Annotated in this window: 30 protein-coding genes; 22 read left to right on the forward strand and 8 right to left on the reverse strand. The window is 62.2% G+C overall.

Annotated elements, in window-relative coordinates:
* Positions 1 to 18 precede the first annotated feature (18 nt).
* The 5 genes from DXH78_RS11910 (at position 19) to DXH78_RS11930 (ending at position 4,702) form a co-directional block, all read left to right on the forward strand.
* Entirely contained in the window at positions 19 to 1,014 is a 996-nt protein-coding gene (locus DXH78_RS11910) for a TIM44-like domain-containing protein (protein ID WP_115517236.1), read from the forward strand.
* Between the two features lie 433 nt (positions 1,015 to 1,447).
* Entirely contained in the window at positions 1,448 to 1,651 is a 204-nt protein-coding gene (locus DXH78_RS11915) for a cold-shock protein (RefSeq protein WP_056910468.1), read from the forward strand.
* Between the two features lie 183 nt (positions 1,652 to 1,834).
* Entirely contained in the window at positions 1,835 to 2,500 is a 666-nt protein-coding gene (locus DXH78_RS11920; protein WP_115517237.1) for a lectin, read from the forward strand.
* Between the two features lie 167 nt (positions 2,501 to 2,667).
* The gene (locus DXH78_RS11925) at positions 2,668 to 3,927 is read left to right on the forward strand and encodes a GGDEF domain-containing protein (RefSeq protein WP_245416803.1); all 1,260 of its coding nucleotides are present in this window, start codon (positions 2,668 to 2,670) and stop codon (positions 3,925 to 3,927) included.
* Positions 3,928 to 3,985: 58 nt separating this feature from the next.
* Positions 3,986 to 4,702: a glutathione S-transferase gene (locus DXH78_RS11930; protein ID WP_115517238.1), complete on the forward strand. Its 717-nt coding sequence runs from the start codon at positions 3,986 to 3,988 to the stop codon at positions 4,700 to 4,702.
* 3 nt (positions 4,703 to 4,705) lie between these two features.
* On the opposite strand, the gene DXH78_RS11935 is transcribed toward DXH78_RS11930, so the two are convergent.
* Genes DXH78_RS11935 through DXH78_RS11945 form a run of 3 tightly spaced genes read right to left on the reverse strand, consistent with a single transcriptional unit; the run spans position 4,706 to position 6,218 of the window.
* The gene (locus tag DXH78_RS11935) at positions 4,706 to 5,185 is read right to left on the reverse strand and encodes a cupin domain-containing protein (protein ID WP_115517239.1); all 480 of its coding nucleotides are present in this window, start codon (positions 5,183 to 5,185) and stop codon (positions 4,706 to 4,708) included.
* Positions 5,182 to 5,667, reverse strand: a complete 486-nt coding sequence (locus tag DXH78_RS11940; RefSeq protein ID WP_115517240.1) for an SET domain-containing protein — start codon at positions 5,665 to 5,667, stop codon at positions 5,182 to 5,184. Before DXH78_RS11940 ends, DXH78_RS11935 begins: the two co-directional genes overlap by 4 nt.
* A gap of 5 nt (positions 5,668 to 5,672) precedes the next feature.
* Positions 5,673 to 6,218, reverse strand: coding sequence for an SET domain-containing protein (locus DXH78_RS11945; RefSeq protein ID WP_115517241.1), 546 nt, complete (start codon positions 6,216 to 6,218; stop codon positions 5,673 to 5,675).
* Between the two features lie 249 nt (positions 6,219 to 6,467).
* Between DXH78_RS11945 and DXH78_RS11950 the strand changes: the two genes are divergently transcribed.
* The 7 genes from DXH78_RS11950 (at position 6,468) to DXH78_RS11980 (ending at position 12,927) form a co-directional block, all read left to right on the forward strand.
* Positions 6,468 to 6,833, forward strand: coding sequence for a DUF305 domain-containing protein (locus tag DXH78_RS11950; RefSeq protein ID WP_115517242.1), 366 nt, complete (start codon positions 6,468 to 6,470; stop codon positions 6,831 to 6,833).
* 202 nt (positions 6,834 to 7,035) lie between these two features.
* Positions 7,036 to 7,200 carry a Flp family type IVb pilin gene (locus tag DXH78_RS11955; protein WP_115517243.1) on the forward strand — a complete coding sequence of 55 codons (165 nt, stop codon included), beginning with the start codon at positions 7,036 to 7,038 and terminating at the stop codon, positions 7,198 to 7,200.
* An 88-nt stretch (positions 7,201 to 7,288) separates the two neighbouring features.
* Positions 7,289 to 7,486 carry a hypothetical protein gene (locus DXH78_RS11960; protein WP_115517244.1) on the forward strand — a complete coding sequence of 66 codons (198 nt, stop codon included), beginning with the start codon at positions 7,289 to 7,291 and terminating at the stop codon, positions 7,484 to 7,486.
* A 594-nt stretch (positions 7,487 to 8,080) separates the two neighbouring features.
* Complete coding sequence (locus tag DXH78_RS11965; RefSeq protein ID WP_115517245.1) at positions 8,081 to 9,625, forward strand: AAA family ATPase; 1,545 nt, start codon at positions 8,081 to 8,083, stop codon at positions 9,623 to 9,625.
* Positions 9,625 to 10,467: an HNH endonuclease gene (locus DXH78_RS11970; protein ID WP_115517246.1), complete on the forward strand. Its 843-nt coding sequence runs from the start codon at positions 9,625 to 9,627 to the stop codon at positions 10,465 to 10,467. The genes DXH78_RS11965 and DXH78_RS11970 overlap by 1 nt, the downstream gene beginning before the upstream one ends.
* Before the next feature lie 137 nt (positions 10,468 to 10,604).
* Complete coding sequence (locus DXH78_RS11975; protein WP_115517247.1) at positions 10,605 to 12,251, forward strand: fumarate hydratase; 1,647 nt, start codon at positions 10,605 to 10,607, stop codon at positions 12,249 to 12,251.
* Positions 12,252 to 12,549: 298 nt separating this feature from the next.
* The gene (locus tag DXH78_RS11980) at positions 12,550 to 12,927 is read left to right on the forward strand and encodes a hypothetical protein (RefSeq protein WP_115517248.1); all 378 of its coding nucleotides are present in this window, start codon (positions 12,550 to 12,552) and stop codon (positions 12,925 to 12,927) included.
* Here the strand turns inward: DXH78_RS11980 and DXH78_RS11985 are convergent, their stop codons facing one another.
* From DXH78_RS11985 to DXH78_RS11990, 3 genes are all read right to left on the reverse strand, one after another.
* Complete coding sequence (locus DXH78_RS11985; protein ID WP_115517249.1) at positions 12,928 to 13,257, reverse strand: ribbon-helix-helix domain-containing protein; 330 nt, start codon at positions 13,255 to 13,257, stop codon at positions 12,928 to 12,930.
* 443 nt (positions 13,258 to 13,700) lie between these two features.
* Positions 13,701 to 13,844 (reverse strand): hypothetical protein, encoded by a 144-nt coding sequence (locus DXH78_RS19890; protein ID WP_168192786.1) that lies wholly within the window; start codon positions 13,842 to 13,844, stop codon positions 13,701 to 13,703.
* A gap of 198 nt (positions 13,845 to 14,042) precedes the next feature.
* The gene (locus DXH78_RS11990) at positions 14,043 to 14,471 is read right to left on the reverse strand and encodes a PaaI family thioesterase (RefSeq protein WP_115517250.1); all 429 of its coding nucleotides are present in this window, start codon (positions 14,469 to 14,471) and stop codon (positions 14,043 to 14,045) included.
* A 173-nt stretch (positions 14,472 to 14,644) separates the two neighbouring features.
* Here DXH78_RS11990 and DXH78_RS11995 point away from each other — a divergent pair, with 173 nt between their 5' ends.
* Positions 14,645 to 14,866 (forward strand): hypothetical protein, encoded by a 222-nt coding sequence (locus DXH78_RS11995; RefSeq protein WP_115517251.1) that lies wholly within the window; start codon positions 14,645 to 14,647, stop codon positions 14,864 to 14,866.
* Between the two features lie 49 nt (positions 14,867 to 14,915).
* Here DXH78_RS11995 and DXH78_RS19895 read toward each other — a convergent pair whose 3' ends face one another.
* On the reverse strand, positions 14,916 to 15,062 hold the full coding sequence (locus DXH78_RS19895; protein ID WP_168192787.1) for a hypothetical protein: 147 nt from the start codon (positions 15,060 to 15,062) through the stop codon (positions 14,916 to 14,918).
* A gap of 488 nt (positions 15,063 to 15,550) precedes the next feature.
* On the opposite strand from DXH78_RS19895, the gene DXH78_RS12000 reads away from it, so the two are divergent.
* The 8 genes from DXH78_RS12000 (at position 15,551) to DXH78_RS12035 (ending at position 23,993) form a co-directional block, all read left to right on the forward strand.
* Positions 15,551 to 16,180 (forward strand): NYN domain-containing protein, encoded by a 630-nt coding sequence (locus tag DXH78_RS12000; protein WP_115517252.1) that lies wholly within the window; start codon positions 15,551 to 15,553, stop codon positions 16,178 to 16,180.
* A gap of 220 nt (positions 16,181 to 16,400) precedes the next feature.
* On the forward strand, positions 16,401 to 16,910 hold the full coding sequence (locus DXH78_RS12005) for a P63C domain-containing protein (protein ID WP_115517253.1): 510 nt from the start codon (positions 16,401 to 16,403) through the stop codon (positions 16,908 to 16,910).
* Positions 16,852 to 17,442, forward strand: a complete 591-nt coding sequence (locus tag DXH78_RS12010) for a hypothetical protein (RefSeq protein ID WP_147292622.1) — start codon at positions 16,852 to 16,854, stop codon at positions 17,440 to 17,442. The genes DXH78_RS12005 and DXH78_RS12010 overlap by 59 nt, the downstream gene beginning before the upstream one ends.
* Before the next feature lie 196 nt (positions 17,443 to 17,638).
* Entirely contained in the window at positions 17,639 to 18,721 is a 1,083-nt protein-coding gene (gene recA, locus DXH78_RS12015) for a recombinase RecA (protein ID WP_115517255.1), read from the forward strand.
* Positions 18,722 to 18,877: 156 nt separating this feature from the next.
* Positions 18,878 to 19,237 (forward strand): hypothetical protein, encoded by a 360-nt coding sequence (locus tag DXH78_RS12020; RefSeq protein WP_115517256.1) that lies wholly within the window; start codon positions 18,878 to 18,880, stop codon positions 19,235 to 19,237.
* A 343-nt stretch (positions 19,238 to 19,580) separates the two neighbouring features.
* A complete protein-coding gene (gene htpX / locus DXH78_RS12025; protein WP_115517257.1) occupies positions 19,581 to 20,546 on the forward strand; it encodes a zinc metalloprotease HtpX in 966 nt (321 codons plus the stop codon).
* Between the two features lie 157 nt (positions 20,547 to 20,703).
* Positions 20,704 to 23,367, forward strand: a complete 2,664-nt coding sequence (alaS, locus tag DXH78_RS12030; RefSeq protein ID WP_115517258.1) for an alanine--tRNA ligase — start codon at positions 20,704 to 20,706, stop codon at positions 23,365 to 23,367.
* 2 nt (positions 23,368 to 23,369) lie between these two features.
* Positions 23,370 to 23,993 (forward strand): LysE family translocator, encoded by a 624-nt coding sequence (locus tag DXH78_RS12035; RefSeq protein ID WP_115517259.1) that lies wholly within the window; start codon positions 23,370 to 23,372, stop codon positions 23,991 to 23,993.
* Here the strand turns inward: DXH78_RS12035 and DXH78_RS12040 are convergent.
* Positions 23,990 to 24,544, reverse strand: coding sequence for an AAA family ATPase (locus tag DXH78_RS12040; protein ID WP_115517260.1), 555 nt, complete (start codon positions 24,542 to 24,544; stop codon positions 23,990 to 23,992). The genes DXH78_RS12035 and DXH78_RS12040 overlap by 4 nt on opposite strands.
* A 203-nt stretch (positions 24,545 to 24,747) precedes the next feature.
* Here DXH78_RS12040 and DXH78_RS12045 point away from each other — a divergent pair, with 203 nt between their 5' ends.
* Positions 24,748 to 26,469 (forward strand): monovalent cation:proton antiporter-2 (CPA2) family protein, encoded by a 1,722-nt coding sequence (locus DXH78_RS12045; protein WP_168192788.1) that lies wholly within the window; start codon positions 24,748 to 24,750, stop codon positions 26,467 to 26,469.
* Positions 26,470 to 26,495 lie beyond the last annotated feature (26 nt).

Genomic DNA, 26,495 nt, shown 5'->3' on the forward strand with positions numbered 1-26,495 from the left:
CGGGAGGAAATTGAGACAATGAAGCGTAACCGCTGGCTGATTGCGCTTGCCGCAATTGCAACTGTCATGACTTTGGCTGCTGCCGACTATGCCGACGCCCGCGCCGGGCGCGGCGGCTCGTTTGGCAGCCGTGGCTCCAATACGTTTTCGGCGCCGCCATCGACCAATACGGCGCCGCGCGCGGCACAGCCGATCCAGCGTTCGCAAACCGCGCAGCCCGGTGCCGCGACCACGGGCGCTGCCGGTCAGGCGGCGCGTCCCGGAATGTTCGGTGGCGGATTGCTCGGTGGCTTAGCCGCCGGCTTCCTTGGCGCCGGCCTGTTCGGCATGCTGTTCGGCGGCGGCTTCCTTGCTGGCATGGGCAGCTTTGCCTCGATCCTCGGCCTGATCTTCCAGATCGTGCTGGTGGTCATCGTGGCGCGCCTAGCCTGGTCCTGGTGGCAGCGCCGTAACAACCCGACGCCGGCCTATGGCGCGGCAAACGGCCGGCCGGCTGGCAATGAGCAGAACACCGCGGCCTTCACAGGTCTGGGTGCAGGGGCCGGCGCTGGCGCGGCGAGCGGTCTGGGTGGCTTGTTCGGCGGCGGTCAAGCCGCGCCGCAGCCGGCAACGCAGCCGATCACCATTGGCGAAGAGGACTACAGCGAGTTCGAACGCCTTCTGACGGAAATCCAGGCTGCCTACTCGGCCGAAGACCTCAACGCGCTGCGTGCCAATGCGATGCCGGAAATGGTGTCGTACTTTGCCGAAGAGTTCGCCCAGAATGCCAAGGAAGGCGTCATCAACCGGATCACCGACGTGAAGCTGTTGCAGGGCGATCTGGCTGAGGCCTGGCGCGAGAACAACGACGAATACGCCACCGTCGCCATGCGTTTTGCGCTGAACGACAGCGTGGTCCAGCGCTCGACCGGTCAGGTCATTGAGACCGCGCCGACTGGCGAGGCGACCGAGCTGTGGACGTTCCGCCGTTCGCGCGGCGCGCCGTGGATGCTGTCGGCGATCCAGCAGGGCTGACGCCTACAGGCGAAAAAATAACGCGCGTCCCGAAAGGGGCGCGCGTTCTCGTTTTATCAAAGGACGCGGCCCGCGAAGGGCCGTGCTCAGTGTTAACGATCGGTAATTGCGGCACCGACAACAGGATCCGGTCGGCTAGAACGGGCTGAAGTGCCCGGCCGATCCGAGCCCAGCCTTGCTGCATTGCAAGAACATTAATCCGTCCTGTTTTCAGGACCTTGGCAGGCTTGCGCCGCCAATGGCCGCAGCGCTCGGGCGTTGACCTTGCCGCGAATAACGTCTATTTGGCCCGCCGCAACTTGGTTTTCGGCCTCATCTTCGTTCGCTCCCGGCTTTGGGCTGCGCTGCAAGTGATCCCCCAAAACTTGGATAGTTGCCGCCGGCCCAAAAGAGGGGAACTGGCGTTCAACGTGGAGCGCGAAAGGAACTACCGATGGCTACCGGAACTGTGAAGTTCTTCAACACTCAAAAAGGCTACGGCTTCATTCAGCCGGACGATGGTTCGAAGGACGTGTTCGTGCACATCACCGCCGTCGAGAAGGCTGGCATGCGTTCGCTGGTCGAAGGCCAGAAGATCTCGTTCGAGATCGTCACCGAGCGCGGCAAGCAGGCCGCTGGTAACCTGCAGCCGGCCTGATCGCCGGTTTTGGAATCCAATACGAAGCCCGGCGCTTGCGCCGGGCTTTTTTGTTGCCCCGTAGCTTCCGCCAGAGTCTCCATCCAACGAAGTTGTGAGGAATAGCGTCGCCCCCGCGGTGTTAGCCTTCGGCCAGGCGCGAGAGCACCAGACTCCGCACCACAACCGCCGGGAGGATACTTCATGTCTGCACGTCGTACCGCCGCCTTTGCATCGGCAGCGCTGACTGTCCTGTTTGCCGCTGTTGTGCCGAGCATGGCGCAGCAATCGTCGATGAGCTTCTTCGTGACCAGCGCCGGTCTTGGCAATGGCGCCAATCTCGGCGGCCTGGAAGGCGCCGACCGTCATTGCCAGACCCTGGCCACAGCCGCCGGTGCCGGCACCAAGACCTGGCGCGCTTACCTCTCGACGCAAGGGCAAGGCGCGGTCAACGCCCGCGACCGCATCGGCAAGGGGCCCTGGGTCAACGCCAAGGGGGCGACCATCGCCAAAGACGTTGCCGAACTGCACGGCACCAACAACCTCACCAAGCAGACCGCGCTGTCGGAGAAGGGGGAGGTCATCAACGGCCGCGGCGATCAGCCGAACCGGCATGACGTCCTCACCGGCACACAGGCCGATGGCACCGCATTTCCGCCGGACAAGGACATGACCTGCAAGAACTGGACGAGCGGAACCGAAGGCTCGGCGATGGTCGGTCATTCCGATCGGACCGGCCTTGATGAGAGTGCCCCGGCCAAATCGTGGAATGCTTCGCATCCTTCACGGGGATCCGGCGGCGGCTGCACGCAGGCCGATCTTCGCTCCACCGGTGGCGACGGGCTTCTGTACTGCTTCGCCGTGAACTGAACGGGCGCAACGAGTACCGGACCTAAAACGGAAACGGGCGGCTGCATCCTGGTCGCCCGTTTTTCCAACAGGTTCGGTAGCCACAAAGTTTTTTGCCGGTTTCCCGGAGAGCACGCTAAACTATCACATAAGCGCCGGGTCGGCGGCGCCGTTGCAACGCGGGTTCGATGGCTGAACTGACCAACGTCGTGTTGTTGGCTGCCGATGCGCTGATTTATTTCGTGGCGCTGGCCGGTTTGCTGCGGCTGCGCGATCGTATCGGACTGGGCCCCTTCTTCTGCGCGCTCGGCGTCCTGCACTTTCTCGAGACCTATCTGGCCAGCATCTTCTACATCACGCTGCCGCTCGGCATCGTGACCTCGCCAGGCTCGACGGTGCTGTTCACCGGCAAGCTCATGCTGCTATTGCTGCTCTACATCCGCGAGGATGCTGCGGTGGTGCGCCAGCCGATCTACGGCCTGTTGTTCGGCAACGTGCTGGTGTTCGTACTGGGCTTCGTGTTGCGCCATCACACGCTCGCTCCGCTGACCGCCGGGCGCGCTGCCGATTTCGCCTTCCTCGACGAGATGGGCGGGCTGATGGTGTGGGGCACCGCCATCCTGTTCATCGACTGCATCATCATCATTCTGCTCTACGAGCGCACGCGCGCCTGGTTCGGCGACCGGGTGTTTCCGCGGCTCCTGGTATCGAGCACGATGGTCCTGACGTTCGATCAGGTCGCGTTCTTTTCGGGGCTCAGTCTCCTGACCGGGGCGGGGGTGCCGGTGCTGATTGGCGGCTGGATCGCCAAAATGGGCGCCGTTGCGCTCTACAGCGTGTTCGGCACCGTCTATCTTCTGTATTTCGAGCGTCCGCAGGCTCGTGAGAGCGCGCCGCGGCTGCGCGACGTGTTCGACACGCTGACTTATCGCGAACGTTACGAGAGCCTTCTGGCGCGTACCGGCTGCGACCCGCTGACCGGCACGCTCGACCGCCATGCGCTGGAAACCTATGGCCGCCGCGCGGTCGACGGTGCGGCCGGGACGCAGCGGCCGCTGTCCCTGTTGCTGATCGACCTCGACCACCTCAATTCCGTCAATGAACGCTTCGGCCGCAGCGCCGGCGACCGGCTGCTGAAGCTGACGGCCCGCGAGATCATGAGTGCGGCGCGGGTCTTCGATTTCACCTATCGCTTCGGCGGCGAGGAGTTCGTCGTGATTGCCGACGGTCTGGCGGGCGACGACGGCCTGGCGCTCGCGGAGCGCATTAGGCACGCTGTCGCCATGGCAACGGGGGCGGATCCGGCCGGCCAGATGACGGTATCGGTGGGCGTGGCAAGCACCTTCGGCGACGGCGACAGCTACGATGCGCTGTTCATGACGGCCGCCGGGCGGCTGGCGCAGGCCAAAGCGCTCGGGCGCAACCAGGTGGTCGGCCCGCAGCGCTGAAGCGGGGACCTTGACGGGGCCGCGTGCGTTAGGCTGAGGCTGCGCGAAGGAGAGAGCCATGCGCTATCAGCTCTATTACTGGCCGGGCCTGCAGGGCCGCGGCGAATTCGTGCGCCTCGCGCTGGAAGACGCCGGCGCCGGCTATGACGACGTCGCGCGCGAGCCGGGTGGCATGGCGAAAATGATGGCGGCGATGAAAGGCGAGGGCGTCGGCGAAGGACGGCCGCCTTTTGCGCCGCCATTCCTGAAAGCCGGCAAGCTGGTGATCGCGCAGGTGGCGAACATCCTGTTCTACCTTGGCCCGCGGCATGGCCTCGCGCCGAAGGATGACAATGCCCGGCTTTGGCTTAACGCGCTGCAACTGACGGTGACCGACTTCATCCAGGAAGTGCATGGCACGCACCACCCGATCGCCACCGGCCTCTATTACGATGACCAGAAGGCGGCGGCGAAGCAGTACACCGCGCATTTCCTCAAGGACCGGGTGCCGAAATTCCTTGGCTATTTCGATCGCGTCATTGGTGAAAGCGGCGGGCTCTACGTGCTGGGCCGCCGCATCAGCTACACCGACCTGTCGCTGTTCCAGATCGTCGAGGGCCTGCGTTACGCCTTTCCGAACGCGGCCAAATCCTTCGAGAAGAAGGTGCCGCGCGTCGTCGAGGTGCATGGCCGCGTAGCCGAGCGCGACAACATCAAGGCCTATTGCGCCTCGGAGCGCCGCGTCCCTTTCAACGAGGACGGGATCTTCCGGCACTATCCCGAGCTCGACAGCTAAGGCTCAGCCCTGCGGCAGCAGCGGCTTGCCGTTCGCGGTGACGGGCTTGGCGGCGATCAGCGCGAAAGCGATGACGCAGGTCTCGGTGCCGTTGTTGACCCAGTCATGGATGGTGCCGCGCTGGACCAGCACGTCGCCGGCGCGAAGCGTCACGGTGACGCCGTCATCGAGGATCATGTCGATCTCGCCCTGCATGACGACGCCGTAGTCGATCGAGCTGGTGCGGTGATTGCGCGGCGCGACGCCGGGCGCGAAGCTGACGATGCGGAACACGCTGCCGTTTTCGATCGCGGTGCCGATCTTCTTGTTCGCCGGGTCCTCGTTGCCGTCATTGTCGACCGGAAAGCCTTCGGTGGACCAGACGACGCTGAACTCCGCACCGGCGCGGTGGGAGAAGGTGTTCTGCACCTGCTCGTCGATCAGGACCCGGGCGCGGCCCTGGTCGTCATGTCCGGTCACGACGCGGCGAAGCTTGATGGTCATCGGTCAACTCTCCTTGTACCCGCGCGCTTGCGGCGCGCTTTCGCAGACTTACTCTTGGCCGCCTTGCAGGCATCGCACAGGCAGCCGGCGGGGCCGAAATACAGCTCCATGTGCTCCTCGCCATAGTCGAGGGTGATTTCCTCGCCTTGCGCGATCTTGCGCACGGTGCGGAACATCATGCGGCCGCGGTTCGATTCCGCTTCCGTGTTCGGATCGCACGAGTGATTGACATAACGCGCCAGATTGCTGCGCGGCGAGCCGTCAATGGTGAAGCGGTTGTCGATCTCGAACAGGTATTTGTTGGCGCGGCGCTTGTCGATCTCGCGCGCCTCCCGGGTGGGGATGCGGGTGCCGGTATATTCGATCAGCAGCTTGCCGGCCGGAATGTCGGCGGCGGCGAACAGCCCGAGGCCGGTGCGGGCGCGGCCGACGCGGTACAGCTTCGGCTTGTCCTTGCGCGCGCGGGCTTTGGCCTTCGCCATCGGCCCTAGCGCTTCGTCTTGCGCGACTTGACGGTTTTCTTGGACTTCCTGACCGCGGCCTTCTTTACGCCCTTGCCCTTGCCCTTGGCGGTGGCAGCGGCGAGGCGCTTCTTCTTGCGCAGGCTGCGTTCGCGGGCTTCGGCGCGCTCCTTGGCGCGCCGCTTGCGGCAGCGCGAGCACTGGCAGTTTTCCAGGCCGATGACGTTCTTGAGGTAGTCGCGGCCGTAATCATAGGTGATCTCGTCGCCGGCCTCGATGTTCTTGATGGTGCGCACGAACACCCGCTTGCCGCGGATGAACGTGTCGGCATTCGGGTTGCAGGAATGGTTGAAGTAGCGGGCGATGTTGCCGCGCTTGGCCCCGTCGATGGTCCACTTGGAGTTGACCTCGTACAGGTAGCGGTTGCCGCTCTTCTCGGCCTTCACCGCGGCCTCGACGCCGAGCATCTTGCCTTTGTATTCGGCGATGGTCTGGCGCTTCTTGATGGGGCGGGTGGCGAAGATGCCCAGACCCGTGCGGGCGCGGCCAAGGCGGAACGGACGGGGAGCCATAATGATTGCTGACGATTCCAGAGGATTAAACGGCGAAAACCGAGATTGCAGATGGCAAGGGCCGCGTCAATGCTTGGCCGGTGCTTTCGGCTTTGTGCTGTGGAGGGGCAGGCCGTAATGACGGCCTTGCGCATTGGCGGCAGCCGGTGGGCCGGCGCGTATCCGGAATGTCGCCGCAATCAGGCCCATCCATAGGGCAGGCTTGTTTGTCCAACCCCGGAGACTGCCGATGAAGACGCTGCCGCTGGCCTGTGCCCTCACGATTGCCGCCACGCTGGCCGGTACCACGCCGGCTTTGGTTGGCCCGCCTGGGCGCAAAGCAGCCATAGCGGTCATGGCGCGCCGGCCGCCGCGAGCCCTGCCGGCGAAGCCTATATGAAGTCGATGAAGGTCATGGACGACGCCATGAAGACGGCGGCGATGACGGGCGATCCGGACAAGGACTTCATCATCATGATGAAGCCGCACCACCAGGCCGCCGTGGAGATGGCCGAAGCCTATCTCAAATACGGCAAGGACCCGATGATCACCAAGATGGCCAAGGACATCATCGCCAGCCAGAACGACGAGATCGCGGCGATGGACAAATGGATGAAGGAGAAGGGCGGCAAGTAGCCCGAACAGGCCGCGCGCCGGCGCCGATCGACCCGGCAAATATTGCCCAACGGAATCCTGTAAATTAACGATCATTTTTAGGAACTCGGCAAGCGGCCGGCCCTAGACAGGGAGCACCGGCGCGAAAGTATTTCACGCCTCCCCACACATCCCAGAAGGGTACGAACTCCAACTTCACCGTTGGACATCGGAGCTCGTACACATGCGTCAACTCATCCTGCGTTTTGCCGCCGACCAGAGCGGCGCCACCGCCATCGAATACGGTCTCATCGCCGCGGGCATTTCGGTCGCGATCATTACCGTCGTGAACGGGCTCGGCACCAAGCTGAATGCCAAGTTCGCGCTGATCTCGACGCAACTGCGCTGATCGGCTTTTCCCGTCAGACCTCCCATTACGAAACAGGATCGAGGCGGTCATGTTTGGCCGGAATTCGTCGCGGAGAGTCGTGTCCTGCATGCGGTGCGGTTCTCCCAATGTCATCAAGGACTGTCATGCGGTGGCCGAGGAGTTCTCGGTGCAGTGCCATCGCTGCGAACGGCGCGCGATGTACAGCGCGCGCGACATGAAAGTGATCGAAGGTCCCGCCGCGCCCGAGGCGCAGGCGCCGTCCCGGCGCGGCTTCGGGACCTTCGGCGTGTCGCGCAGCGCGTAGCGGCTTTGGGCGGCGCGCGGGCACGCGTCATCGCCCGCATTCTTTGTCGAGGCGCCGGGTTCGCCTGTCTTGCCCTTTGAATTCCTGAACCCTCGCAGGAGAGGGTGTGGCGCGCCCTTTGACGCTGCCTTGCCTTCCAGTGTGCGCATCCGTTTGACCGGATGCGCCGCGCCAAACGGCGCGCCACGAACGGCGTCTTACGGCGCCGGGCCGCGCTTTCGGCGGCTGATCCGCGTCACAAGCGGGTAGCACACGCCGTCAGCAAGCTCCTTGCAGGAGGTCCTTGTGCCTCCGGGCGGAGCCCCGGCGCCGCCCGAGCCCGGAGGGTACGTCCTCCCCCGGCCGCGGGCGCCGCGCCACCATGCCGGGATCGCTCCCGTCACGGCCCTCCCTTTTGGGGAGGCGGCTCCATCATCGAAACGTCTCGCGACGACGCCCTCTCGACGAGCCTGACGAGGGGAATATAAGCATAGGACAGAAAACAGGTCAAGGGGCGTGGGCGAAGAAATATTTGTATATCGGCAAAGTTGCGAATATCCCGATTTCGCTGCAGTCTGGATTTGGTATTCCAATCGGTTTTTTCGGTCGCCGCATATGCTGTTCAACGTAATAAATAACCGCAGTCTTTTGGGATCTGAAACTCCCGGCCCCTACCTTCTCCGTGGCGATTGGGATGATCATGGGTTCAAGACGAGTTTTTATCTCGTTTTCGTTCGAGAGAACGGCGAGCCGTTAGATATTGGCCCAGTCAAAATTCTTCGTCGTGGACTAGAAAAGGGATACGTCGAGGTCCCACAAAGCTTCGATGCTTTAGATTCTGATTATTGTTCTCTAGGCCAAGATCAAAATTATTACGAATCTCTCGCTGGCTTCATCGACGCGGTGCATGAGCCAATTCTTATAGGCCTCCGTGATTGCGTCAATGATCGGCGAATATTTGAGGAATTCCGGTTTGAACCTGGAATGGGCGTCTCTCTTCTGCGGAAGATAACCGTTCGCAACGTTACGGAAACATTTCGCGGAATATTGAGAGGGCAAGCAAGTCTCACGTCTTTCAGGTTCTCATATACTTATCCGCCCAATCAGTCGGGCGAGGCTCCTGTTTCGTTGAAGTTCGCAGTGCAGCCAAACTCCATGCCTCCAACCAACATTCATGCGGTTATAGGGAGAAATGGAGTTGGAAAGACGACACTTTTAGCCAATTTGGCCAAGGCGTTGTGTCAGCCTAAGGATGATTTTATGCAGCCTTTCGGGACGGTTGAATTTGATGATCCTGAAATGACTGTTGATGCTTTTTGGGATGGCGACAGATTTACAAATCTTGTCACGGTGGCGTTTAGTGCCTTCGATCCGTTTAGGCCTGTACCGAGATATGGAGCCGAGGAAATTGATATAACACACTCCTATATAGGATTGCGCGCGCAAGAGGTTTTCTCAGATTCTCTCGACGGTGCGCATGATCTAAAGTCGTATGCTAGTCTTTCAAATGAATTTTCTGAATCTCTCAAGAAATGCGCGTCCGCTCCGCGGCTACGAAGATGGCGCGACGCAATTGAAATTATCGAAAGCGACCCATTGTTTTGTGATGCGGATTTATCGCGTCTGATTGACTACGCAAGGCGTGGCGACGATTCGAGTGTGCGTAATGTTTTTGATGATCTTAGTTCAGGTCATAAGATTGTTCTTCTTACTGTTACCAAGCTCGTAGAGCTGGTTGACGATAGAACTCTCGTCCTTTTCGATGAGCCTGAGTCCCATCTTCATCCTCCGTTGCTTGCGTCCTTTTTGCGGGCAATCTCTAGCCTTCTGATTCTCAGAAACGGCGCCGCGATCATTGCTACTCATTCCCCGGTTGTCTTGCAGGAGGTTCCGGCAACGTGCGTTTGGATTCTGCGGCGCTCTGGAGATGTTGTTGTCAGCGAGCGGCCGTCGCTTGAGACGTTTGGTGAGAACGTTAGCGTTCTGACACGAGAAGTGTTCGGCCTTGAGGTTACTCAAAGCGGATTTCACAAAATGATTTCTGATGCGCTAGCTGGCAACGGCGGTAGTTACGAGCAGGCGATTGACGATTTTAATGGGCAGCTTGGCGCTGAAGCCCGTGCCGTAGCGTTGGCGATCAGTCGCTCGATGAAATCATAATGCGAAAAATTGCCGCTCCAAATATTGATGTTCGTGAATTTTACCTGGAATGCGCTCGTGACACATCCGATGTTGAGCAGCGCGCCAGACTAGTAGCAACCGTTGACGCGATTGTGTCGGCTGCTGATTCTTATGAGCAGGCAGGTGGCACTCGCCGTTGGTTCGAGTTGCCTAATTCTATTCAAGATGTGCCGGCTTCTGACGCGGAATTGCGCGGCTTATATGACAGAGTTATGGTGAGGCAGGGGAGAGTTGGTCGCCATGTTTATAATCTGATATTTTCTTCATCCGGAGTATGTCCAATGTGCGGTCAGGGAAAAGTCAGTACTTTGGATCATTACCTTCCGAAGTCTCGATACGCCCAGTATTCCATTTTTGCGAAAAATTTGGTGCCTTGCTGTCGTGATTGCAATACCGAGAAGCGTGTTTTGGTTGCGGCCAGCGCTGGCGATCAGGCATTCCATCCTTATTTTGATGATGTTGAAGGTGATCAGTGGTTATTCGCGAATTTAGGCGTGGGTGGGGCCGTCTCTCTTTCTTATTTTGTTGAGCCGCCCGCGACGTGGTCTGTTACATTGGCCGAGCGTGCCAGATCGCATTTCATGCACTTTAGGCTTGACGTTCTTTTCTCCACTTTTGCGGCCACTGAGCTTTCTTCGCTCAAATATCGACTTCAGAAAATGTTCCTGATCGGCGGGGCCGACAGTGTTCGGGCCGATCTGCAGTTGGAGGCAGAGAGTGCGCGACACGCAAATGTGAATTCTTGGAAGACTGCGATGTATGATGCTTTGCGGAGCAATGCTGCGTTTTGTGCCGGTGGGTTTGACGCGATCGGGGCTTAGCGCAACAGGCGACAATTTTTTATGTTTCTTGTGTACGAAAATCGAGAATGTGGTCCTATTGTTTCCCCGGGCAACCCTAATGACGCCCCACTTCAGACCGTCTAAAAGGTGCCCGACCTAGCATTCGGAGCCACCTGATGAACGCGCCCCTTAACCCACCCCCGCTGCCCCCGTACTCCCATTCCCCGTTGTTTCCGCTGGGGCCGGACACCACCAAGTACCGCAAGATCACGTCCGAGGGCGTGCGGGTCGAGAAGGTGATGGGCAAGGACGTGCTGGTGGTGGAGCCCGCCGCCATCAAGGCGTTGTCGGAAGCCGCGTTCGAGGACATCAACCACCTGTTGCGCCCCGCGCATCTCAAGCAGCTGCGCGCCGTGCTGGACGATCCGGAGGCGACCGCGAACGACAAGTTCGTCGCCTATGATCTCTTGAAGAACGCCAACATCGCCGCCGGCGGCGTGCTGCCGATGTGTCAGGACACCGGCACCGCCATCATCATGGGCAAGAAGGGCCGGCTGGTGTTCACCGACGGCTCCGACGAGGCCGCGCTCGCCGAGGGCGCGCGCGACGCCTACCTGAAAAAGAACCTGCGCTATTCGCAGCTCGCGCCGATCTCCATGTTCGAGGAGAAGAACACCAAGTCTAACATGCCGGCGCAGGTCGAGATCTATGCCGAGGGCGAGGACGCCTACAAGTTCCTGTTCGTCGCCAAGGGCGGCGGCTCGGCCAACAAGACGTTTCTGTTTCAGGCAACGCCGTCGATCCTGACGCATGACCGCATGGTCGCGTTCCTGAAGGAGAAGATCCTGACGCTCGGGACCGCGGCGTGCCCGCCTTATCATCTGGCCATCGTCATCGGCGGCACCTCGGCCGAGCTGACCTTGAAGACGGTAAAGCTCGCCTCGACCAAATATCTCGACAACCTGCCGACGCAGGGCTCGGAGGACGGCCATGCCTTCCGCGATCTCGAGATGGAGAAAGAGATTCACAAGCTGACGCAGTCGCTCGGCGTCGGCGCGCAGTTCGGCGGCAAGTATTTCTGCCACGACGTGCGCGTCATTCGTCTGCCAAGGCATGGCGCGTCATTGCCGATCGGTCTCGGCGTGTCGTGCTCGGCCGATCGTCAGGCGCTCGGCAAGATCACCAAGGATGGCGTCTTCCTCGAGGAGCTGGAGCATCACCCGGCGCAGTATCTGCCCGAGGTCGATCAGGAGAAGCTCGGCGGCGAGGTGGTGAAGGTCGATCTGTCGAAGCCGATGCCTGAGATATTGGCGATGCTGTCCAGGTATCCGGTGAAGACGCGGCTCTCGCTCACCGGCACCATGATCGTGGCGCGCGATCTGGCGCATGCCAAGCTGCGCGAGCGGCTGGAAGCCGGGCAGGGGCTGCCGGACTACTTCAAGAACCATCCTGTGTATTACGCCGGTCCGGCCAAGACGCCGGACGGCTATGCCTCCGGCGCCTTCGGTCCGACCACGGCGGGGCGCATGGATTCCTATGTCGATGCCTTCCAGGCAGCCGGCGGCTCGATGATATCGGTTGCCAAGGGCAACCGTTCCTCGCAGGTGCGCGACGCCTGCAAGAAGCACGGCGGCTTCTATCTGGCGTCGATCGGCGGCGCAGCGGCCAACCTGGCCGAGCACTGCATCAAGAAGGTCGAGGTGCAGGAATTCCCCGAGCTCGGCATGGAAGCGATCTGGAAAATCGAGGTGGTCGATTTCCCGGCCTTCATCGTCATCGACGACAAGGGCAATGATTTCTTCAAAGAACTCAACCTCGGCTGACGCCTGTCTTCGACTTTTCGCGTAGCGCGCGGCGCCGGGTCCTGACGATCCGGCGCCGTTTGCATGTCAGCGAGTCGCGGGGGCCGTCGTCCGATAACGGGACAGGCGCGATGCTTGCGCACGGCGCCGCATCGCATGGGCCGTCGTTGTTTAACCACACAGCACCCCGGCCAAGGCTACATCAGCCTTGTCGATTTACCTCCGGCATGCGACGCTCCATTCGGTGGCATATTACCGTATAGCCACGAAGCATAAGAAACGCGCCTGACAAACTGCCAGACGAAAGGAGACCTCGCGCATGGCCGATGCAATTGATTTCGATGCGCCGGACATCGTGCAGCGGGTCGAAATGCTGAGCCAGCACGACCTGGACCGGCTGCCATTCGGCGTCATCCTGCTGGACCGCCATTTTGTCGTGCGTTTCTATTCGGCCACCGAAGCGCGCGAGAGCGGCTATGGCATGGAGCCGCTCGGCCGCGACTTCTTCGATGTGTCACGCTGCGACGACAAGGACGAGCTGCGCGCCCGCTGGGTCGGCGCCATGGAGGCGGGTCCGGTCGATTTCGACATGGCGCGGACCGGCGATCTTGCCAATCCTAAACGCGAACTGCGCATGCGCGTCGTCTCGGCGCGCAACGGCGGATTGTGGCTGTTCGTCGAGCGCGAGAAGATCTGATCAGGTCGACGCCGACATGTAGTGCCGTTCGGTCTGGGCGGCCGCGGCGCGGTGGTGCTCAAGCACATAAACACGAATCGCCGACGACAGGTTGGCATAGCCGCGCTGCGCGTCGATGGTTTGCAGCAGCGCCGGCAGCGGTGTGCGCGTGCGCTCGGCGATGTCGCGCAGGCCATCCCAGAACTGGTCTTCCAGCGATACGCTGGTCTTGTGGCCGTGCAGTTCGATCGAGCGTTTGACGATCGCCGATTTGCGGCCGAGCGGGCCTTCGGTTCTGGTGCGCTTGTCGCCGGACGACGTGTCCGGCCTGGTCATGGTGTCGTCCATCATCGCTCTTCGCCCTCCGCCTTCAATGCGATGTCGGTGGCGGCTCGCACCGTCGGCGCGGCTCCAGCGACATCCGACTATTAGGCGCAGTGGCGTTGTGGATTTTGAGCGATGTCAAAACGCTGACATATTTTACCGCTGCGCCTCAGGAATCCGTGCGCGGCGGCGTTCGCTTCGGCCGTACCGGCGACGCATTAATGGTTGTGTCGCAGTTCAGACACTCGAAGCGGTCGAAATGGTCGAGGTGCTCGCGCGTCTTCACCGCCTGCATGGCGACGCCGCACACCGGACAGTGACGTAAAGGGGGGCTTGCAGGAGGGCGATGGGTCATGCGGCTCGGGAGGCAAATTGCTGCCTCCATCATCGCGACGGTACGCCGTTATGGATTTGATAAATGTCAAAAGGATCGCGATTGCGATCCTGTGTTGCGGGGGCGGTATGCCCTGCTACTTGCCGATGCCGACCACGGGGCTCTCCGGCACATAGGCGCTGGCGCCGCCGGCAAACTGATAGAGCGTGAGCGACACGAGCGCGATCAGGACGATCGCGAACGCCAGACGGACACACTGGTCCACGACGCTGGCTTGCATGAGAAGTCCCCTATTCCACACGAGCCGTTCCGGACGCGATGTTAGTCCCCGAGCGTCCGGGTAGGCCATTGCCGGTTCCCGTTAAGCTCAACGGGTAGCGTTAAACCGGGCCGCTTTAAGGACGGCGATGCGGCAATAGAGGGGCAGGATGAAGGACCTGTTAACGCGGGCGCCGCATGGCATACCGCGCGCGGGCACTCAGTCGACGATGCCGTCGCGGCCAACGATCGCCATCAGCGTCGCGGTCAGATGCGCAATCAGTTTTTCGTTGCCGTCCTTCACGGCAAAGACGTCGGCCTGCGCCAAAGTGAGCGTGCGGCCGGCCTTGACCACCCGCCCGCGCGCGACGATGCGCTCACCCGCGGCCGGCGCGAGCAGGTTGATCTTGAACTCGGCGGTGAGCACGCCGCTGTCCGGCGGCATCACGCTGAGCGCGGCATAGCCCGCGGCGCTGTCCGCGATCGCCGCCACCGCGCCGGCATGGACGAAGCCATGCTGCTGCGACACCGCCGGCGTGGGGATCAATACGATGTCGACAAGACCCGGCTCGACCTTGTCGAGCCTGGCGCCGAGCGTGGTCATCAGGCCCTGCTTGGCAAAGCTTTGCTGGATGCGGGTGAGGGGCATGAGCGGGATCCGGGATGGGAGCGGCCATCGTTCCTATCAGAAAAATCCGGCAGGCGGTGTCGCGCCGCCTGTCTCAAATCGAGCCGCGGACTCCGTCGCGGTAAGGTTTCCAGCATCCGATCGGTACACAGCCTTCAGCTCTGGTGTAGTGAAGGCGCCCGGTGGGGTGAGACATGAAAGTTCTTCTTGAAAATCTGCAGGACGTGGAACGGCGGCTGACCGAAGCCCTGGCCGACCTGCGTGCGCAGCAGGCGCTGACCGGGGCGGTGACCGGCGCGGAGGATGCCTTCCGCAGCCTGCTGTCGAACAGCCTGCGGGCCTTCACGATGCTGGAAGGCCGCTACAATGCGACCAAGGCCGCGCTGGACGAGCGGCGCCGTGCGCTGGGCCTGTAGCGGCGCGTCCCGCGCGGGCTGAAGGCAGGCTGAACCGCCAGCGACTGTCTCACTCGCGTTTGGCCGGGGGCAGCTGATCTTTCGCTTCTTCTTCGGCAATCAGCTTTTCAAGCTGTCGACGTTGCGCCTCGTCGGTCGCCCTGGCGAGCATGCGGCGGAATCGCTCCAGATTCTGTCTGCGTATGAACCGTTCCATGGCGGCTCTCCATGGTCGCACAGAGGACTCAATCCGGTATCAGAGTATATTGGGCTTCCGGTCGTGCTCCTAGACAGGCGTGTGGGGTCCGATGGGGTCCCTTATGCTCGCCAAGAGGAGCCCGCCGGTGTGCTGGCTGGCCGAAGTAGGCCAGTCGGGAAAGCAAAATAGGTCAGTGCTCATTTTGGGTGCGGAGGCATGCGAAGCCCTGACCGAGAGGTTGAGGCTTCTGCGTTAGGCTTCTCTCTTGCTCATGGGCCCCAAAGTGATTCGCCGGGCTCTTCTGCGTGACAGATTTGCAAAAATACAGTGATATTAGGTACTTAAGATGGTGTCTGGCGTGCAACACTACCTAAAGTTAATGTGGCTCGGAACACGCCTCGTATTGACGGGTTGTTAAAGGCGACCCTATATAAGGGCCGAACTAGCCCCCCGTCGGACTTGGCCAGCAATGGCCCCCGACGGGGTTATTATTTGGGGCTAGTGCCATGGCCATTGTAGAGCCTGACGTAAAGCGCGCGATGGCCTTTTTTGACGGCCAGAATCTCTATCGCCACGCCAAAGACGCCTTCGGTCATCACCACCCAAATTACGATCCAATAAAGCTACATGCAGCCGTGTGTGCAGCTCAAGGATGGGTGCCTAATCTGGTTCGTTTTTACACGGGTGTGCCTAACGCAATGCGAGATCCCATGTGGGCTCCGTATTGGTCTAACCGCGTTCTGTCGCTCAAACGTCAAGGCGTGTCGGTGACGACACGCCCAATTCGATACCACACCGAAATTGTCACCGACGAAGATGGAAAACCGCGTGAGATTGTTACGCCACAAGAAAAGGGAGTAGATGTCCGACTTGCGCTGGATGTCGTCTCTAGAGCGCGGCGCAAAGAATACAATGTCGCTGTTATCTATAGCCAAGACCAAGATTTGTGTGAGGTGGTTCAAGAGATAAAGGAGATTGCTAAGGAGCAATCTCGTTGGATCAAGGTCGCTTGCGCTTATCCTCATGGGCCAAACGCCACGTCTAGACGTGGGGTTGATGGAACGGACTGGATTCAGATGGATCAAGTATTTTATGATGCTTGCCTTGATCCAAGAGACTACCGACCAAAGAAATAACTACTCCTTTCCTCAGTCAATTGCCGTGAATCGCTTGCGCCGATCCGGCGCGGTCACAACCGGATCAATCGACTGTGTCGTTAGCGCCGCATCGAGCAAATCCCCGATCTTCGAAACCCGATCGCTAATGCCGAGGCCATGGCCGGCGTAGCTCGCAGCGTCTCACGGACGCGGCAAAGATTGTAGTGCGCGACATAGAGCGACACCGCCGCGCAATGAATTGCAGCGGTATGTCCAAACCTTCCTGCCTGATTTTTATGAGGAAATCTTTCGGCTGCGCGGTATGAAGTATCCTAGGGACACTGTTCAGCGCCCTAGGTATTTCGAAAGCCTGACGAACGATATTATTTATGACCGCCTTGCGCCCGGTGTTCTGGAAGAATTTAATAAGGTCAATCCGAAGGATGAAGTAACGGGCCGTCGCCGGCATAAAAACCTCCAGTGGCTCACGAACAATGCGGGCTATCCAAAATTGCCCGAGCATCTAGGAGCGGTAATTGCGACTATGCGAATGAGCGCCGATTGGCACGATTTCAAAGCCAAGCTAGACAAATATTACCCGGCCCAGGGTAAGCAAACGCAGCTTTCTTTTGAGTACGCAAAAGAACAGGCTGACGAATCTGGCAAGGTCTGTAACGAAAGAGGCCGCCACCTAGGGCGGCCACTGGCACATGCATCCCAACCCGAAATGGCAAGAGATATTAAGTCTCTTCGACGCGCTTATCGCTGAGTATGCAGCCTACAAATCTCGGAACCTTTCAGGTCTGAGCGCCGAACAGGTCCAGTTTTCATCTGAGGTCGAAAAGCGGCTTTGGCAGATGCGATGGAGCATTCTCCAAATTTCTGAAATGCAATTGGCTGCGAATGCGGCACATATGCAAACTGTATTCATGGCATTTTCCGACACGAAGGCGGCCGATACGCTTTTAGAAGAAGCAATGCACATAACTGGTATTTTGGAACTATTGACCGAGGCATTTTACTTTGTCGGGTGGCGGACGGTACTGGCTTTAAGGCTCCTGCCTGGTCTGAAGAACTTTGAAAGTGTTGGTATGCGTGACGTTCGAAATCGAATTATCGAACATCCCGACAAACCAAGCGGCATAGTCAATCAGCAATTTTCTGTCGGTCGAGTAGATGAAGGTGAGGGGCCGAGACTGAAGGGGGCGCCTCCCGGCGAGACACGTTTTCTCGACAACGGACTGCTGGCCAACGCAAAGGAGTTTGCGGACCGACTTCTGCCGCGACTAAAAGCAAACTAGGCCACCTCTGTTCTTAAAACCGGCCACTAGGGGGTCGAAACAGGCCAGCACCCAATCAACGAAAAGAACATATTGCGAACAGAGAACAAATAGTGTACATATTGATTCAACGTCGATCACGGCCCGCCGGGTAGGGGGATGCCCCTGCACCTTACGTTGTCGGGGGTCGAATCTGAGGCCATATAGGAGCGCCATCATGAGTCAGCCTGCCCTGCGTGTCGTCGAAGGATCGTCCATGGACAAGTCCAAAGCCCTCTCTGCTGCGCTTAGCCAGATCGAGCGACAGTTCGGCAAGGGCTCGGTGATGAAGCTCGGCAAGTCCGACAAGTCGATGGACATCGAGGTGGTCTCGACCGGGTCGCTCGGGCTGGACATCGCGCTCGGCGTCGGCGGCCTGCCGCGCGGCCGCATTGTCGAGATTTACGGGCCGGAATCGTCCGGCAAGACCACTTTGTCACTGCACACCATTGCCGAAGCCCAGAAGAAGGGCGGCATCTGCGCCTTCGTCGACGTCGAGCACGCGCTCGACCCGATCTATGCGCGCAAGCTCGGCGTCAATGTCGATGAGCTTCTGATCTCGCAGCCGGATGCCGGCGAGCAGGCGCTCGAGATCGCCGACACTTTGGTGCGCTCCGGCGCGGTCGATGTGCTGGTGGTCGACTCGGTCGCCGCCCTGGTGCCGCGCTCCGAACTCGAAGGCGAAATGGGCGACGTGCAGCCGGGTTCGCAGGCGCGCCTGATGAGCCAGGCGCTGCGCAAGCTGACCGCCTCGATTTCCAAATCGAAGACCATGGTGATCTTCATCAACCAGATCCGCATGAAGATCGGCGTGATGTACGGCTCGCCGGAGACGACCTCGGGCGGCAATGCGCTCAAGTTCTACGCCTCGGTGCGCCTCGACATCCGCCGCATCGGCGCCATCAAGGACCGCGACGAGGTCATCGGCAACCAGACCCGCGTCAAGGTGGTCAAGAACAAGCTGGCGCCGCCGTTCAAGCAGGTCGAATTCGACATCATGTACGGCGAGGGCGTGTCCAAGACCGGCGAACTCATCGACCTCGGCGTCAAGGCCAATGTCGTCGAGAAGTCCGGCGCCTGGTATTCCTACGACAGCCAGCGCATCGGTCAGGGCCGCGAGAACGCCAAGGTGTTCCTCAAGCAGAATCCGGATGTCGCGGCCAAGATCGAAGCTGCCGTGCGCGCCAATTCCGGCGTCATTGCCGAAGTCATCGATGCGGGCGATTCCGGCGACAAGGACGACGACGCGCTGGAGGCTTGAAAAGCTCCGGGCACGCCGGATGATCGTGGCGTAACGCCACGCTCCGGCGCCGGTCTCGGCGGTGAAAGCCTCTCTGTAGCGGGAGAGGCGGCAGCCGTCGCGGAACCGGCACAGGCGAAGACCTCGTCTTCGCTTGAAGCGCCCAAGCCGACCCATATGTCGACCCAGATGCCGACCGATACGTCTGCGGTGACCGAGACGATTGACGCGGCGACCGGCGAAATCATCGTGCTGTCGCGCCACAAGGCGGCGGCCGAAACCAAAGCAGCGGTGGCGGAAGAGAAAGTGACGCCGCTGGCCAAGCCCGAGAAGCGCAAGAATTTCAAGGAACGCGCCAAGGACAAGTTGAAGACCAGGCCTGCCGAGGACGGGACCACGCCGATGACGGCAACGGCGAAGTCCAAGGCAGGTGCCAAATCCGCCGCGAAGGCCGCGCCCGCCAAAGGCGAAGCCAAGGATGCGGCAAAGGATGCGACCAAGGCCGGCAAGAAGGCCGCCGGCCGCAAGGCCAGTTAGGACGACTGACGGGCTTGAGGGTCCGTGAGACTTAGGTAGCGCGTAACGCTTGTCGCCCCCGTCGGCACCCGGCTGCATAAAGCGGCCGCCACCGAGGACGGGGGCGTCGGCGTGTTTGGGGAACGGCGATCCCCTGAACACGGCCCGCGCCCAGCCGCTGACGGTTGTGCCGATGACCGGCGCTGCCGGAGCCGGTGCCTCGGTGCGGACGCCGCCTGCGGCATCCTGTCAGGGCGCTGCGACCGTGCGCGGCCTTGCAGCAAAGCCCCGTCATCACGACATTTTTCCCCGACAGGGCGCAGGCGCGCGGAAGCGCGGCCGGTGCGCCCTTTACGAGGGAACGATGAACTATTTCCGCACTGCGCTTCTGCTGGCGGGTCTTACCGCGCTGTTCATGGGCGTGGGCTATCTGATCGGCGGCTCCGGCGGCGCCATGATCGCGCTGCTGGTCGCCGGCGGCATGAACCTGTTCGCCTACTGGAACTCCGACAAGATGGTCTTGTCGATGCACGGTGCGCAGGAGGTGGATCCGCAGGCCGCGCCCGATCTCTATCGCATGGTGGCGGAGCTGGCGCAGCGCGCGCAGTTGCCGATGCCGCGCGTCTACATCATGGACAATCCGCAGCCGAATGCCTTTGCCACCGGCCGCAACCCGGAGAACGCCGCTGTTGCGGTGACGACCGGCCTGCTGCGTTCGCTCAGCCACGACGAGGTCGCCGGCGTGGTCGCGCATGAACTGGCGCACATCGCCAACCGCGACACGCTGATCATGACCATCACCGCGACCATTGCCGGCGCCATCTCCATGCTCGGCAACTTCGCGATGTTCTCAGGGCTCGGCGGCAACCGCGACAACAACAACGGCCTGGGCCTCATCGGTACCATGGCGATGGTCATCCTGGCGCCGCTCGCCGCCATGCTGGTGCAGATGGCGATCAGCCGCACGCGCGAATACGCCGCCGACAATCTCGGCGCGCAGATTGCGGGCGACCCGCTGGCGCTCGCTTCGGCGCTGGGCAAGATCGCCGACATCGCCCACATGGTGCCGAACGAGCGCGCGGAACAGGCGCCGGCGACCGCGCACATGTTCATCATCAATCCGTTGTCGGGCCAGCGCATGGACAACCTGTTCTCGACCCACCCGGCGACCGAGAACCGCATTGCGGCGCTGCACCAGCTCGCCGCGGCCTATGGTCAGCGGCCGGCATCACCAGCCGCCGCCGGGGCCCGCAGCGGCGCCTGGGGCGGCTCGGCCGCGCCGGGCGGTCCGTGGGGTGGCGGTGGCTCCCGCCGCCGGCCGTGGGGCTGAGCCTGCTTTCGCCCTCCCTCGACTCTCCGGGCCCCCGCCGCTAAATAGAACCCTGAAAAATCAAAGCCGGACGGGCCTTTACGCCCCCGGCCGGGCTGCATGGCCGGGGGGCCTTTCGCATGCCCGTTCACCAACCCAGGGTTAGCGGCGTTCGGACATGAGTGGCGTCAACGACATCAGAAAGACCTTCCTCGACTACTTTGCCAAGCACGAGCACCGCGTGGTGTCGTCCTCGGCGCTGGTGCCGCGCAACGACCCGACCTTGATGTTCACCAATGCCGGCATGGTGCAGTTCAAGAACGTCTTCACCGGCGTCGAGAAGCGGGATTACGTGCGCGCGACCACCGCGCAGAAATGCGTGCGCGCCGGCGGCAAGCACAACGATCTCGACAATGTCGGCTACACCGCCCGCCATCACACCTTCTTCGAGATGCTCGGCAACTTCTCGTTCGGCGATTACTTCAAGGACAACGCCATTGAGCTCGCCTGGAACCTGATTACCAAGGATTTCGGCCTGCCCAAGGACAAGCTGCTGGTCACGGTCTATGCCGACGACGACGAGGCGCATGGCCTGTGGAAGAAGATCGCCGGCTTTTCCGACGATCGCATCATCCGCATCGGCACGTCGGACAATTTTTGGCAGATGGGCGACACCGGTCCGTGCGGGCCTTGCTCGGAAATCTTCATCGACCAGGGCGACAAGCTGCAGGGCGGCCCGCCGGGCTCGCCGGACGAAGACGGCGACCGCTTCCTCGAGTTCTGGAATCTCGTCTTCATGCAGTTCGAGCAGATCGAGCCGGGCAAGCGCGTGCCGCTGCCGCGCCCCTCGATCGACACCGGCATGGGGCTGGAGCGCATCGCCGCCATCATGCAGGGCGTGCATTCGAACTACGACACCGACCTGTTCCGCGCGCTGATCGATGCCGTGGCGCATGGCCTGTCGCGCGGGCCGACCGACGACACCCGCGCCTCGTACCGCGTCATCGCCGACCACCTGCGCGCCTCGTCCTTCCTCGTTGCCGACGGTGTTCTGCCGTCGAACGAAGGCCGCGGCTATGTGCTCCGCCGCATCATGCGCCGCGCCATGCGCCACGCCGAACTGTTAGGGGCCAAAGAGCCGCTGATGTGGAAGCTGGTGCCGGCGCTGACCCGCGAAATGGGCCAGGCCTATCCGGAACTGACGCGCGCCGAGGCGCTGATCACCGAGACGCTGAAGCTGGAAGAAACGCGCTTCCGCAATACGCTGGCCAAGGGCCTGACCATTCTCGACGACGCCTCCAAGACGCTGAAGAAAGGCGACATGTTCGACGGCGAGACCGCGTTCACTTTGTACGACACCTACGGCTTCCCGCTCGATCTGACGCAGGACGCGCTCAAGTCGCGCGGCATCTCGGTCGATATCGCCTCGTTCACCGACGCTATGGAGCGCCAGCGCGCCAAGGCGCGCGAGTCGCGCTTCTCGTCGGGCGAGACGGCGACAGAGGCGATCTGGTTCGCGCTGCGCGAAAAGCTCGGCGCCACCGAATTCCTCGGCTACGAAACCGAAAGCGCCGAAGGCGTGGTGTCGGCGCTGATCAAGGACGGCCAGGAAGCCACTGAGCTGAAAGCCGGCGATGTCGGCCAGATCGTGCTCAACCAGACGCCGTTCTACGGCGAGTCCGGCGGTCAGGTCGGCGACACCGGCGAGATGCGCTCAACCGGCGTCAAGGTTGCCGTCACCGATACGCAGAAGAAGCAGGGCGACCTGCTCACCCACGCGGTGAAGGTGATCGAGGGCACGGTCAAGGTCGGCGATCCGTTGCTGCTGGAAGTCGACCACGCACGCCGCGCCGCGATCCGCCAGAACCATTCGGCGACGCATCTGCTGCACGAGGCGCTGCGCCTGGTGCTGGGCGACCACGTCGCGCAGAAGGGCTCGATGGTCGCGCCCGACCGTCTGCGCTTCGACTTCTCGCATCCCAAGCCGGTGACGGCGGAGGAATTGGCGCGCGTCGAGAATATCGCCAACGACATCGTGCTGCAGAACACGCCCGTGACAACGCGGCTGATGGCGCTCGACGACGCCCGCTCGTCGGGGGCCCGCGCGCTGTTCGGCGAAAAATATGGCGACGAAGTGCGCGTCGTGGCGATGGGCGAGGGATCGGGCAATACGCTCGGCTGGTCGATCGAACTGTGCGGCGGCACCCATGTGAAGCGCACCGGCGACATCGGCTTCATCACCGGGCTGGCCGATTCAGGTGTTGCCGCCGGCGTGCGCCGTCTCGAAGCGATGACCGGCAATGTCGCGCGCCATTACGTCAACAAGGAACTGAACACCGCGCGCGCCGCGGCCGCCGAACTCAAGGCGCCGTTCGAGGAACTGCCGTCGCGTATCGCCGCGCTCCTCGACGAGCGCAAGAAGCTGGAACGCGAACTGACCGACGCACGCAAGAAGCTCGCCATGGGCGGTGGATCGTGGGGCGGCGGTGGCGGTTCGCTCAGCGACATCCGCACCGTCGGCGACATCAAGCTGATGGCCCGCGCCGTGACCGGCATCGACATCAAGGACCTCAAGAGCCTCGCCGACGAAGGCAAGAAGCAGATCGGGTCCGGCGTTGTCGCGCTGATCGCGACCAGTGAGGACGGCAAGGCATCCATCGTCATCGGCGTCACCGCCGATCTCACCGCGCGCATTTCCGCGGTCGATCTGGTGCGCAAGGCGTCCGAAGTGCTCGGCGGCAAGGGCGGCGGCGGCAAGCCGGACATGGCGCAGGCCGGCGGCCCGGACGGCGCCAAGGCGGACGAGGCGCTGAAGGCGGTCGAGGCGGCGCTGGCGGGCTGACCATGGTCGGCCACATCCATCTGTCGCTCATCATGGTCGCGGCCCTCATTGCGGTCGCGAGTCCGGGGCCGGCGGTGCTGGCCATTGCCGGCACCTCGATGCGGGCAGGGCGCCGGACGGGACTTGTCTTCGCATCGGGTGTCACCACCGGGTCTCTCATCTGGTCGGTCGGGGCGGCGGCGGGCCTGAGTGCGGTCATGCTGGCCAATGCCTGGCTCATCGAACTGATCCGCTACTTCGGCGCCGCCTATTTGCTGTGGCTCGCTGCCAAATCGGCACGGTCGGCGCTGACGCCGGGCAAGACGGAACTGCTGGCGCTCGGCGCCACATCGCTCAACCGGGCCTATGGCCGCGGGCTGGTGCTGCATCTGACCAACCCGAAGGCGATTCTGTTCTTCGGCTCGCTTTATTCCTTTGGCGTGCCGGCCGACGCCACGCTGGCCGATCTCGCGCTCATCGTCGCCGCCGTCGGCCTGCAAAGCGCCGTGGTGCTGCACGGCTATGCTATCCTGTTCTCGAACCCGACGGTGGTCGCCGGCTATCTCAAGCTGCGCCGCTGGTTCGATGGCCTCTTCGCCGTGGCCTTCGGCTATGCCGGGTTCCGGATACTGACGGCGAAGCTCTAGCGCAGGCCGGCCGCCGCCGTCACGAAGCGCACGCGCTCGTCGACCGGCGCACGCGGCACCTCGACCAGCCGGTAGCCGAGCTCCGTGTAGACGGCGACCATCGTGACATAGGTCCGCTCGGCGACATCCCACGTCTGCCGCCTTTCGCTGTCGGTCGTATAGATCGCCCGCCAGGGTGGGCAGACGAATACGCTTTCCTGATAACGATGAATTTCGGCGGCGCGCCACATCGCTGTCGGCACTGCTAGGCCTACGAGCTGGAGATAGCCGATCGCGTCGGGGATGCCGCGGTCGCAGAACACCGGACCGGCCGCGCCGGCAAGGCGCGCAAAGGCCGCGGCGTCGTGGTCCAGCATCGCCTGCGCGAAGGCATGCGGGTCGATCCAGGGCAAAGCGCGGCCGCCTTGCAACTGCTGCTCCTGAATGATGCGCCGGCCGGCCTCGGGCGCGACCGCAAAGCCGCGCGCTTCGAGCGCGCTGATCAGGGTCGATTTGCCGGCGCCGGGTCCGCCGGTGACGACGTAGAAAAGAGGGGGCGTGGCGGACGTCATGTTGCTATTCCTCGTCTGGCGTTCAACCGAACAGAGCCGGAATCGGCGCCCCGGCCTCCTGCCTTTGTAAACCTGTGCCGATGGTGGCGGCCACCTCGTGTATCTTTGGCCTGCCGATTCGACGGCGCTCCAACACCGCAGCCGCGCCGGCCGTGCATGATGAAACTGCGGCACAAGCGAACCGCATCAGAGGGCGATCGAATTTGCTGCATGCCGAAGGCTTCAAGGGGCTGATCATCTTCCTGGTCGCGGCGGGCGTGGTCGTGCCGTTGTTTCATCGCGCGCGCATCAGCACCGTGCTCGGCTTCCTGCTGGTGGGGGTGATCCTCGGCCCCTTCGGCTTCGGCCGGCTGGCGGCGGAGGTGCCATGGGTCAGCTACGTCACATTCGATAATCCGCGGACCGCGGAGCCGCTTGCCGAGCTCGGCATCATCTTCCTGTTGTTCATCCTCGGCCTCGAACTGTCGGTGCAGCGGCTGTGGCAACTGCGCCGTTACGTGCTCGGCGTCGGCCTGTTCCAGGTGGCCGTGTCGTCCTTGGCAATCGGTTTCGCCCTGAACCTTGCGGGAGCGCCGCCGCCGACCGGCATCGTGCTCGGCATGTGCATCGCGCTGTCGTCGACGGCGATCGTCATGCAGCTTCTCGTCGAGCAGCATCGATCGGCCTCGCCGGTCGGCCGCATCGCCTTGTCCGTTCTGCTGTTCCAGGATCTCATGGTGGTGCCGATCCTGTTCATCGTCGGCATGCTCGGCAGCGGCGAGGGGGCGGATCGGTGGTGGGCGCTGTTGCTGGCTTTCGCACAAGCCGTCGCCGCTATTGCCGTAATCATGGTGCTCGGCCGCTATTTGGCGCGTCCGCTTCTGCGGTCGGCCGCGCATACCGGCAGCCGCGACCTCATCATGGCGATTACGCTGTTGATCGTGGTCGGCATTGCGGCGGCGACAGGCGCCGCCGGTCTGTCGGTGGCGCTCGGCGCATTCCTGGCCGGGCTGCTGCTGAGCGAGAGCGAATATCGCCATCACATCGAAGTCGATCTCGAACCGTTCAAGGGCCTGCTGCTCGGTCTGTTCTTCGTCACGGTCGGCACGACCATCGACCCCGCCGTCGTCATGGGCCATGCCGGGCCGATCATCCTGGCGCTCGCTGGCCTGATCGTCGTCAAGGCCGTTGTGCTCTATGCGGGCGCCCGTCTGTTCGGGGTGCCGCGTTCTCAGGCGGTGGAAGTCGGCCTTCTGCTGTCGCAAGCCGGCGAGTTCGCCTTTGTCGTCATCGCCTTGGCACGACAAAGCAATCTGTTGCCGCCGGAACTGGCGACCGCCGCGGTGGCGGTCGTCGGCCTGAGCATGATGCTGACGCCGGTTCTCGCGCATGGGGCGCGGATCGCCGGCCGTCGGCTCGCGCCGTTCGATCATGAGCGGCACGCTCCGGATCAGGAAGCGCCGGAATTGCGGGACCATGTGGTGATCGGCGGTTTCGGCCGCGTCGGGCGCATGATTGCGGATTTGCTCGACAAAGAGCAGGTGTCCTATGTCGCGCTCGATATGGATGAGATGATCGTGGAAGAGCAGCGTCAGCGCGGGCGCATGGTGTTCTTCGGGGACGCCAGCCGCACGCAAATGCTGGAACGTGCCGGCGCGCGGCGGGCGCGCGCCTTTGTCGTCACGCTCGACGCGCCGCGCGCGGCAGAACGTATGGTGCAAGCCATTACGCAGTTGCAACCCAAGGCCCGTATCTTCGCGCGCGCCAAGGATGGCGAACACGCCAGCAAGCTGACGCGCATGGGCGTCGTCGGCGTCATTCCGGAGGCGGTGGAAGCGAGCCTTCAGCTCGGCGCGCGCGTGCTGGAAGGGCTCGATATTCCCGATGACGCGGTCGCGATGCGGCTCGCCGAGGCGCGTCAGGAAGCGGCAGCAGAGCTGAAGTAGCGCAAGGGAAGGCGCGGCGGCAAGGA

The sequence above is a fragment of the Undibacter mobilis genome, assembly GCF_003367195.1.
GTDB lineage: Bacteria > Pseudomonadota > Alphaproteobacteria > Rhizobiales > Xanthobacteraceae > Pseudolabrys > Pseudolabrys mobilis.

Excerpts from the sequence above, each read along its gene's own strand:
- DXH78_RS11910 (WP_115517236.1), top strand. The coding sequence starts at position 19 with ATGAAGCGTAACCGCTGGCTGATTGCGCTTGCCGCAATTGCAACTGTC.
- DXH78_RS11915 (WP_056910468.1), top strand. The coding sequence starts at position 1,448 with ATGGCTACCGGAACTGTGAAGTTCTTCAACACTCAAAAAGGCTACGGC.
- DXH78_RS11920 (WP_115517237.1), top strand. The coding sequence starts at position 1,835 with ATGTCTGCACGTCGTACCGCCGCCTTTGCATCGGCAGCGCTGACTGTC.
- DXH78_RS11925 (WP_245416803.1), top strand. The coding sequence starts at position 2,668 with ATGGCTGAACTGACCAACGTCGTGTTGTTGGCTGCCGATGCGCTGATT.
- DXH78_RS11930 (WP_115517238.1), top strand. The coding sequence starts at position 3,986 with ATGCGCTATCAGCTCTATTACTGGCCGGGCCTGCAGGGCCGCGGCGAA.
- DXH78_RS11935 (WP_115517239.1), bottom strand. The coding sequence starts at position 5,185 with ATGACCATCAAGCTTCGCCGCGTCGTGACCGGACATGACGACCAGGGC.
- DXH78_RS11940 (WP_115517240.1), bottom strand. The coding sequence starts at position 5,667 with ATGGCGAAGGCCAAAGCCCGCGCGCGCAAGGACAAGCCGAAGCTGTAC.
- DXH78_RS11945 (WP_115517241.1), bottom strand. The coding sequence starts at position 6,218 with ATGGCTCCCCGTCCGTTCCGCCTTGGCCGCGCCCGCACGGGTCTGGGC.
- DXH78_RS11955 (WP_115517243.1), top strand. The coding sequence starts at position 7,036 with ATGCGTCAACTCATCCTGCGTTTTGCCGCCGACCAGAGCGGCGCCACC.
- DXH78_RS11960 (WP_115517244.1), top strand. The coding sequence starts at position 7,289 with ATGCGGTGCGGTTCTCCCAATGTCATCAAGGACTGTCATGCGGTGGCC.
- DXH78_RS11965 (WP_115517245.1), top strand. The coding sequence starts at position 8,081 with ATGCTGTTCAACGTAATAAATAACCGCAGTCTTTTGGGATCTGAAACT.
- DXH78_RS11970 (WP_115517246.1), top strand. The coding sequence starts at position 9,625 with ATGCGAAAAATTGCCGCTCCAAATATTGATGTTCGTGAATTTTACCTG.
- DXH78_RS11975 (WP_115517247.1), top strand. The coding sequence starts at position 10,605 with ATGAACGCGCCCCTTAACCCACCCCCGCTGCCCCCGTACTCCCATTCC.
- DXH78_RS11980 (WP_115517248.1), top strand. The coding sequence starts at position 12,550 with ATGGCCGATGCAATTGATTTCGATGCGCCGGACATCGTGCAGCGGGTC.
- DXH78_RS11985 (WP_115517249.1), bottom strand. The coding sequence starts at position 13,257 with ATGATGGACGACACCATGACCAGGCCGGACACGTCGTCCGGCGACAAG.
- DXH78_RS19890 (WP_168192786.1), bottom strand. The coding sequence starts at position 13,844 with ATGCAAGCCAGCGTCGTGGACCAGTGTGTCCGTCTGGCGTTCGCGATC.
- DXH78_RS11990 (WP_115517250.1), bottom strand. The coding sequence starts at position 14,471 with ATGCCCCTCACCCGCATCCAGCAAAGCTTTGCCAAGCAGGGCCTGATG.
- DXH78_RS11995 (WP_115517251.1), top strand. The coding sequence starts at position 14,645 with ATGAAAGTTCTTCTTGAAAATCTGCAGGACGTGGAACGGCGGCTGACC.
- DXH78_RS19895 (WP_168192787.1), bottom strand. The coding sequence starts at position 15,062 with ATGGAACGGTTCATACGCAGACAGAATCTGGAGCGATTCCGCCGCATG.
- DXH78_RS12000 (WP_115517252.1), top strand. The coding sequence starts at position 15,551 with ATGGCCATTGTAGAGCCTGACGTAAAGCGCGCGATGGCCTTTTTTGAC.
- DXH78_RS12010 (WP_147292622.1), top strand. The coding sequence starts at position 16,852 with ATGCATCCCAACCCGAAATGGCAAGAGATATTAAGTCTCTTCGACGCG.
- recA (WP_115517255.1), top strand. The coding sequence starts at position 17,639 with ATGAGTCAGCCTGCCCTGCGTGTCGTCGAAGGATCGTCCATGGACAAG.
- DXH78_RS12020 (WP_115517256.1), top strand. The coding sequence starts at position 18,878 with ATGTCGACCCAGATGCCGACCGATACGTCTGCGGTGACCGAGACGATT.
- htpX (WP_115517257.1), top strand. The coding sequence starts at position 19,581 with ATGAACTATTTCCGCACTGCGCTTCTGCTGGCGGGTCTTACCGCGCTG.
- alaS (WP_115517258.1), top strand. The coding sequence starts at position 20,704 with ATGAGTGGCGTCAACGACATCAGAAAGACCTTCCTCGACTACTTTGCC.
- DXH78_RS12035 (WP_115517259.1), top strand. The coding sequence starts at position 23,370 with ATGGTCGGCCACATCCATCTGTCGCTCATCATGGTCGCGGCCCTCATT.
- DXH78_RS12040 (WP_115517260.1), bottom strand. The coding sequence starts at position 24,544 with ATGACGTCCGCCACGCCCCCTCTTTTCTACGTCGTCACCGGCGGACCC.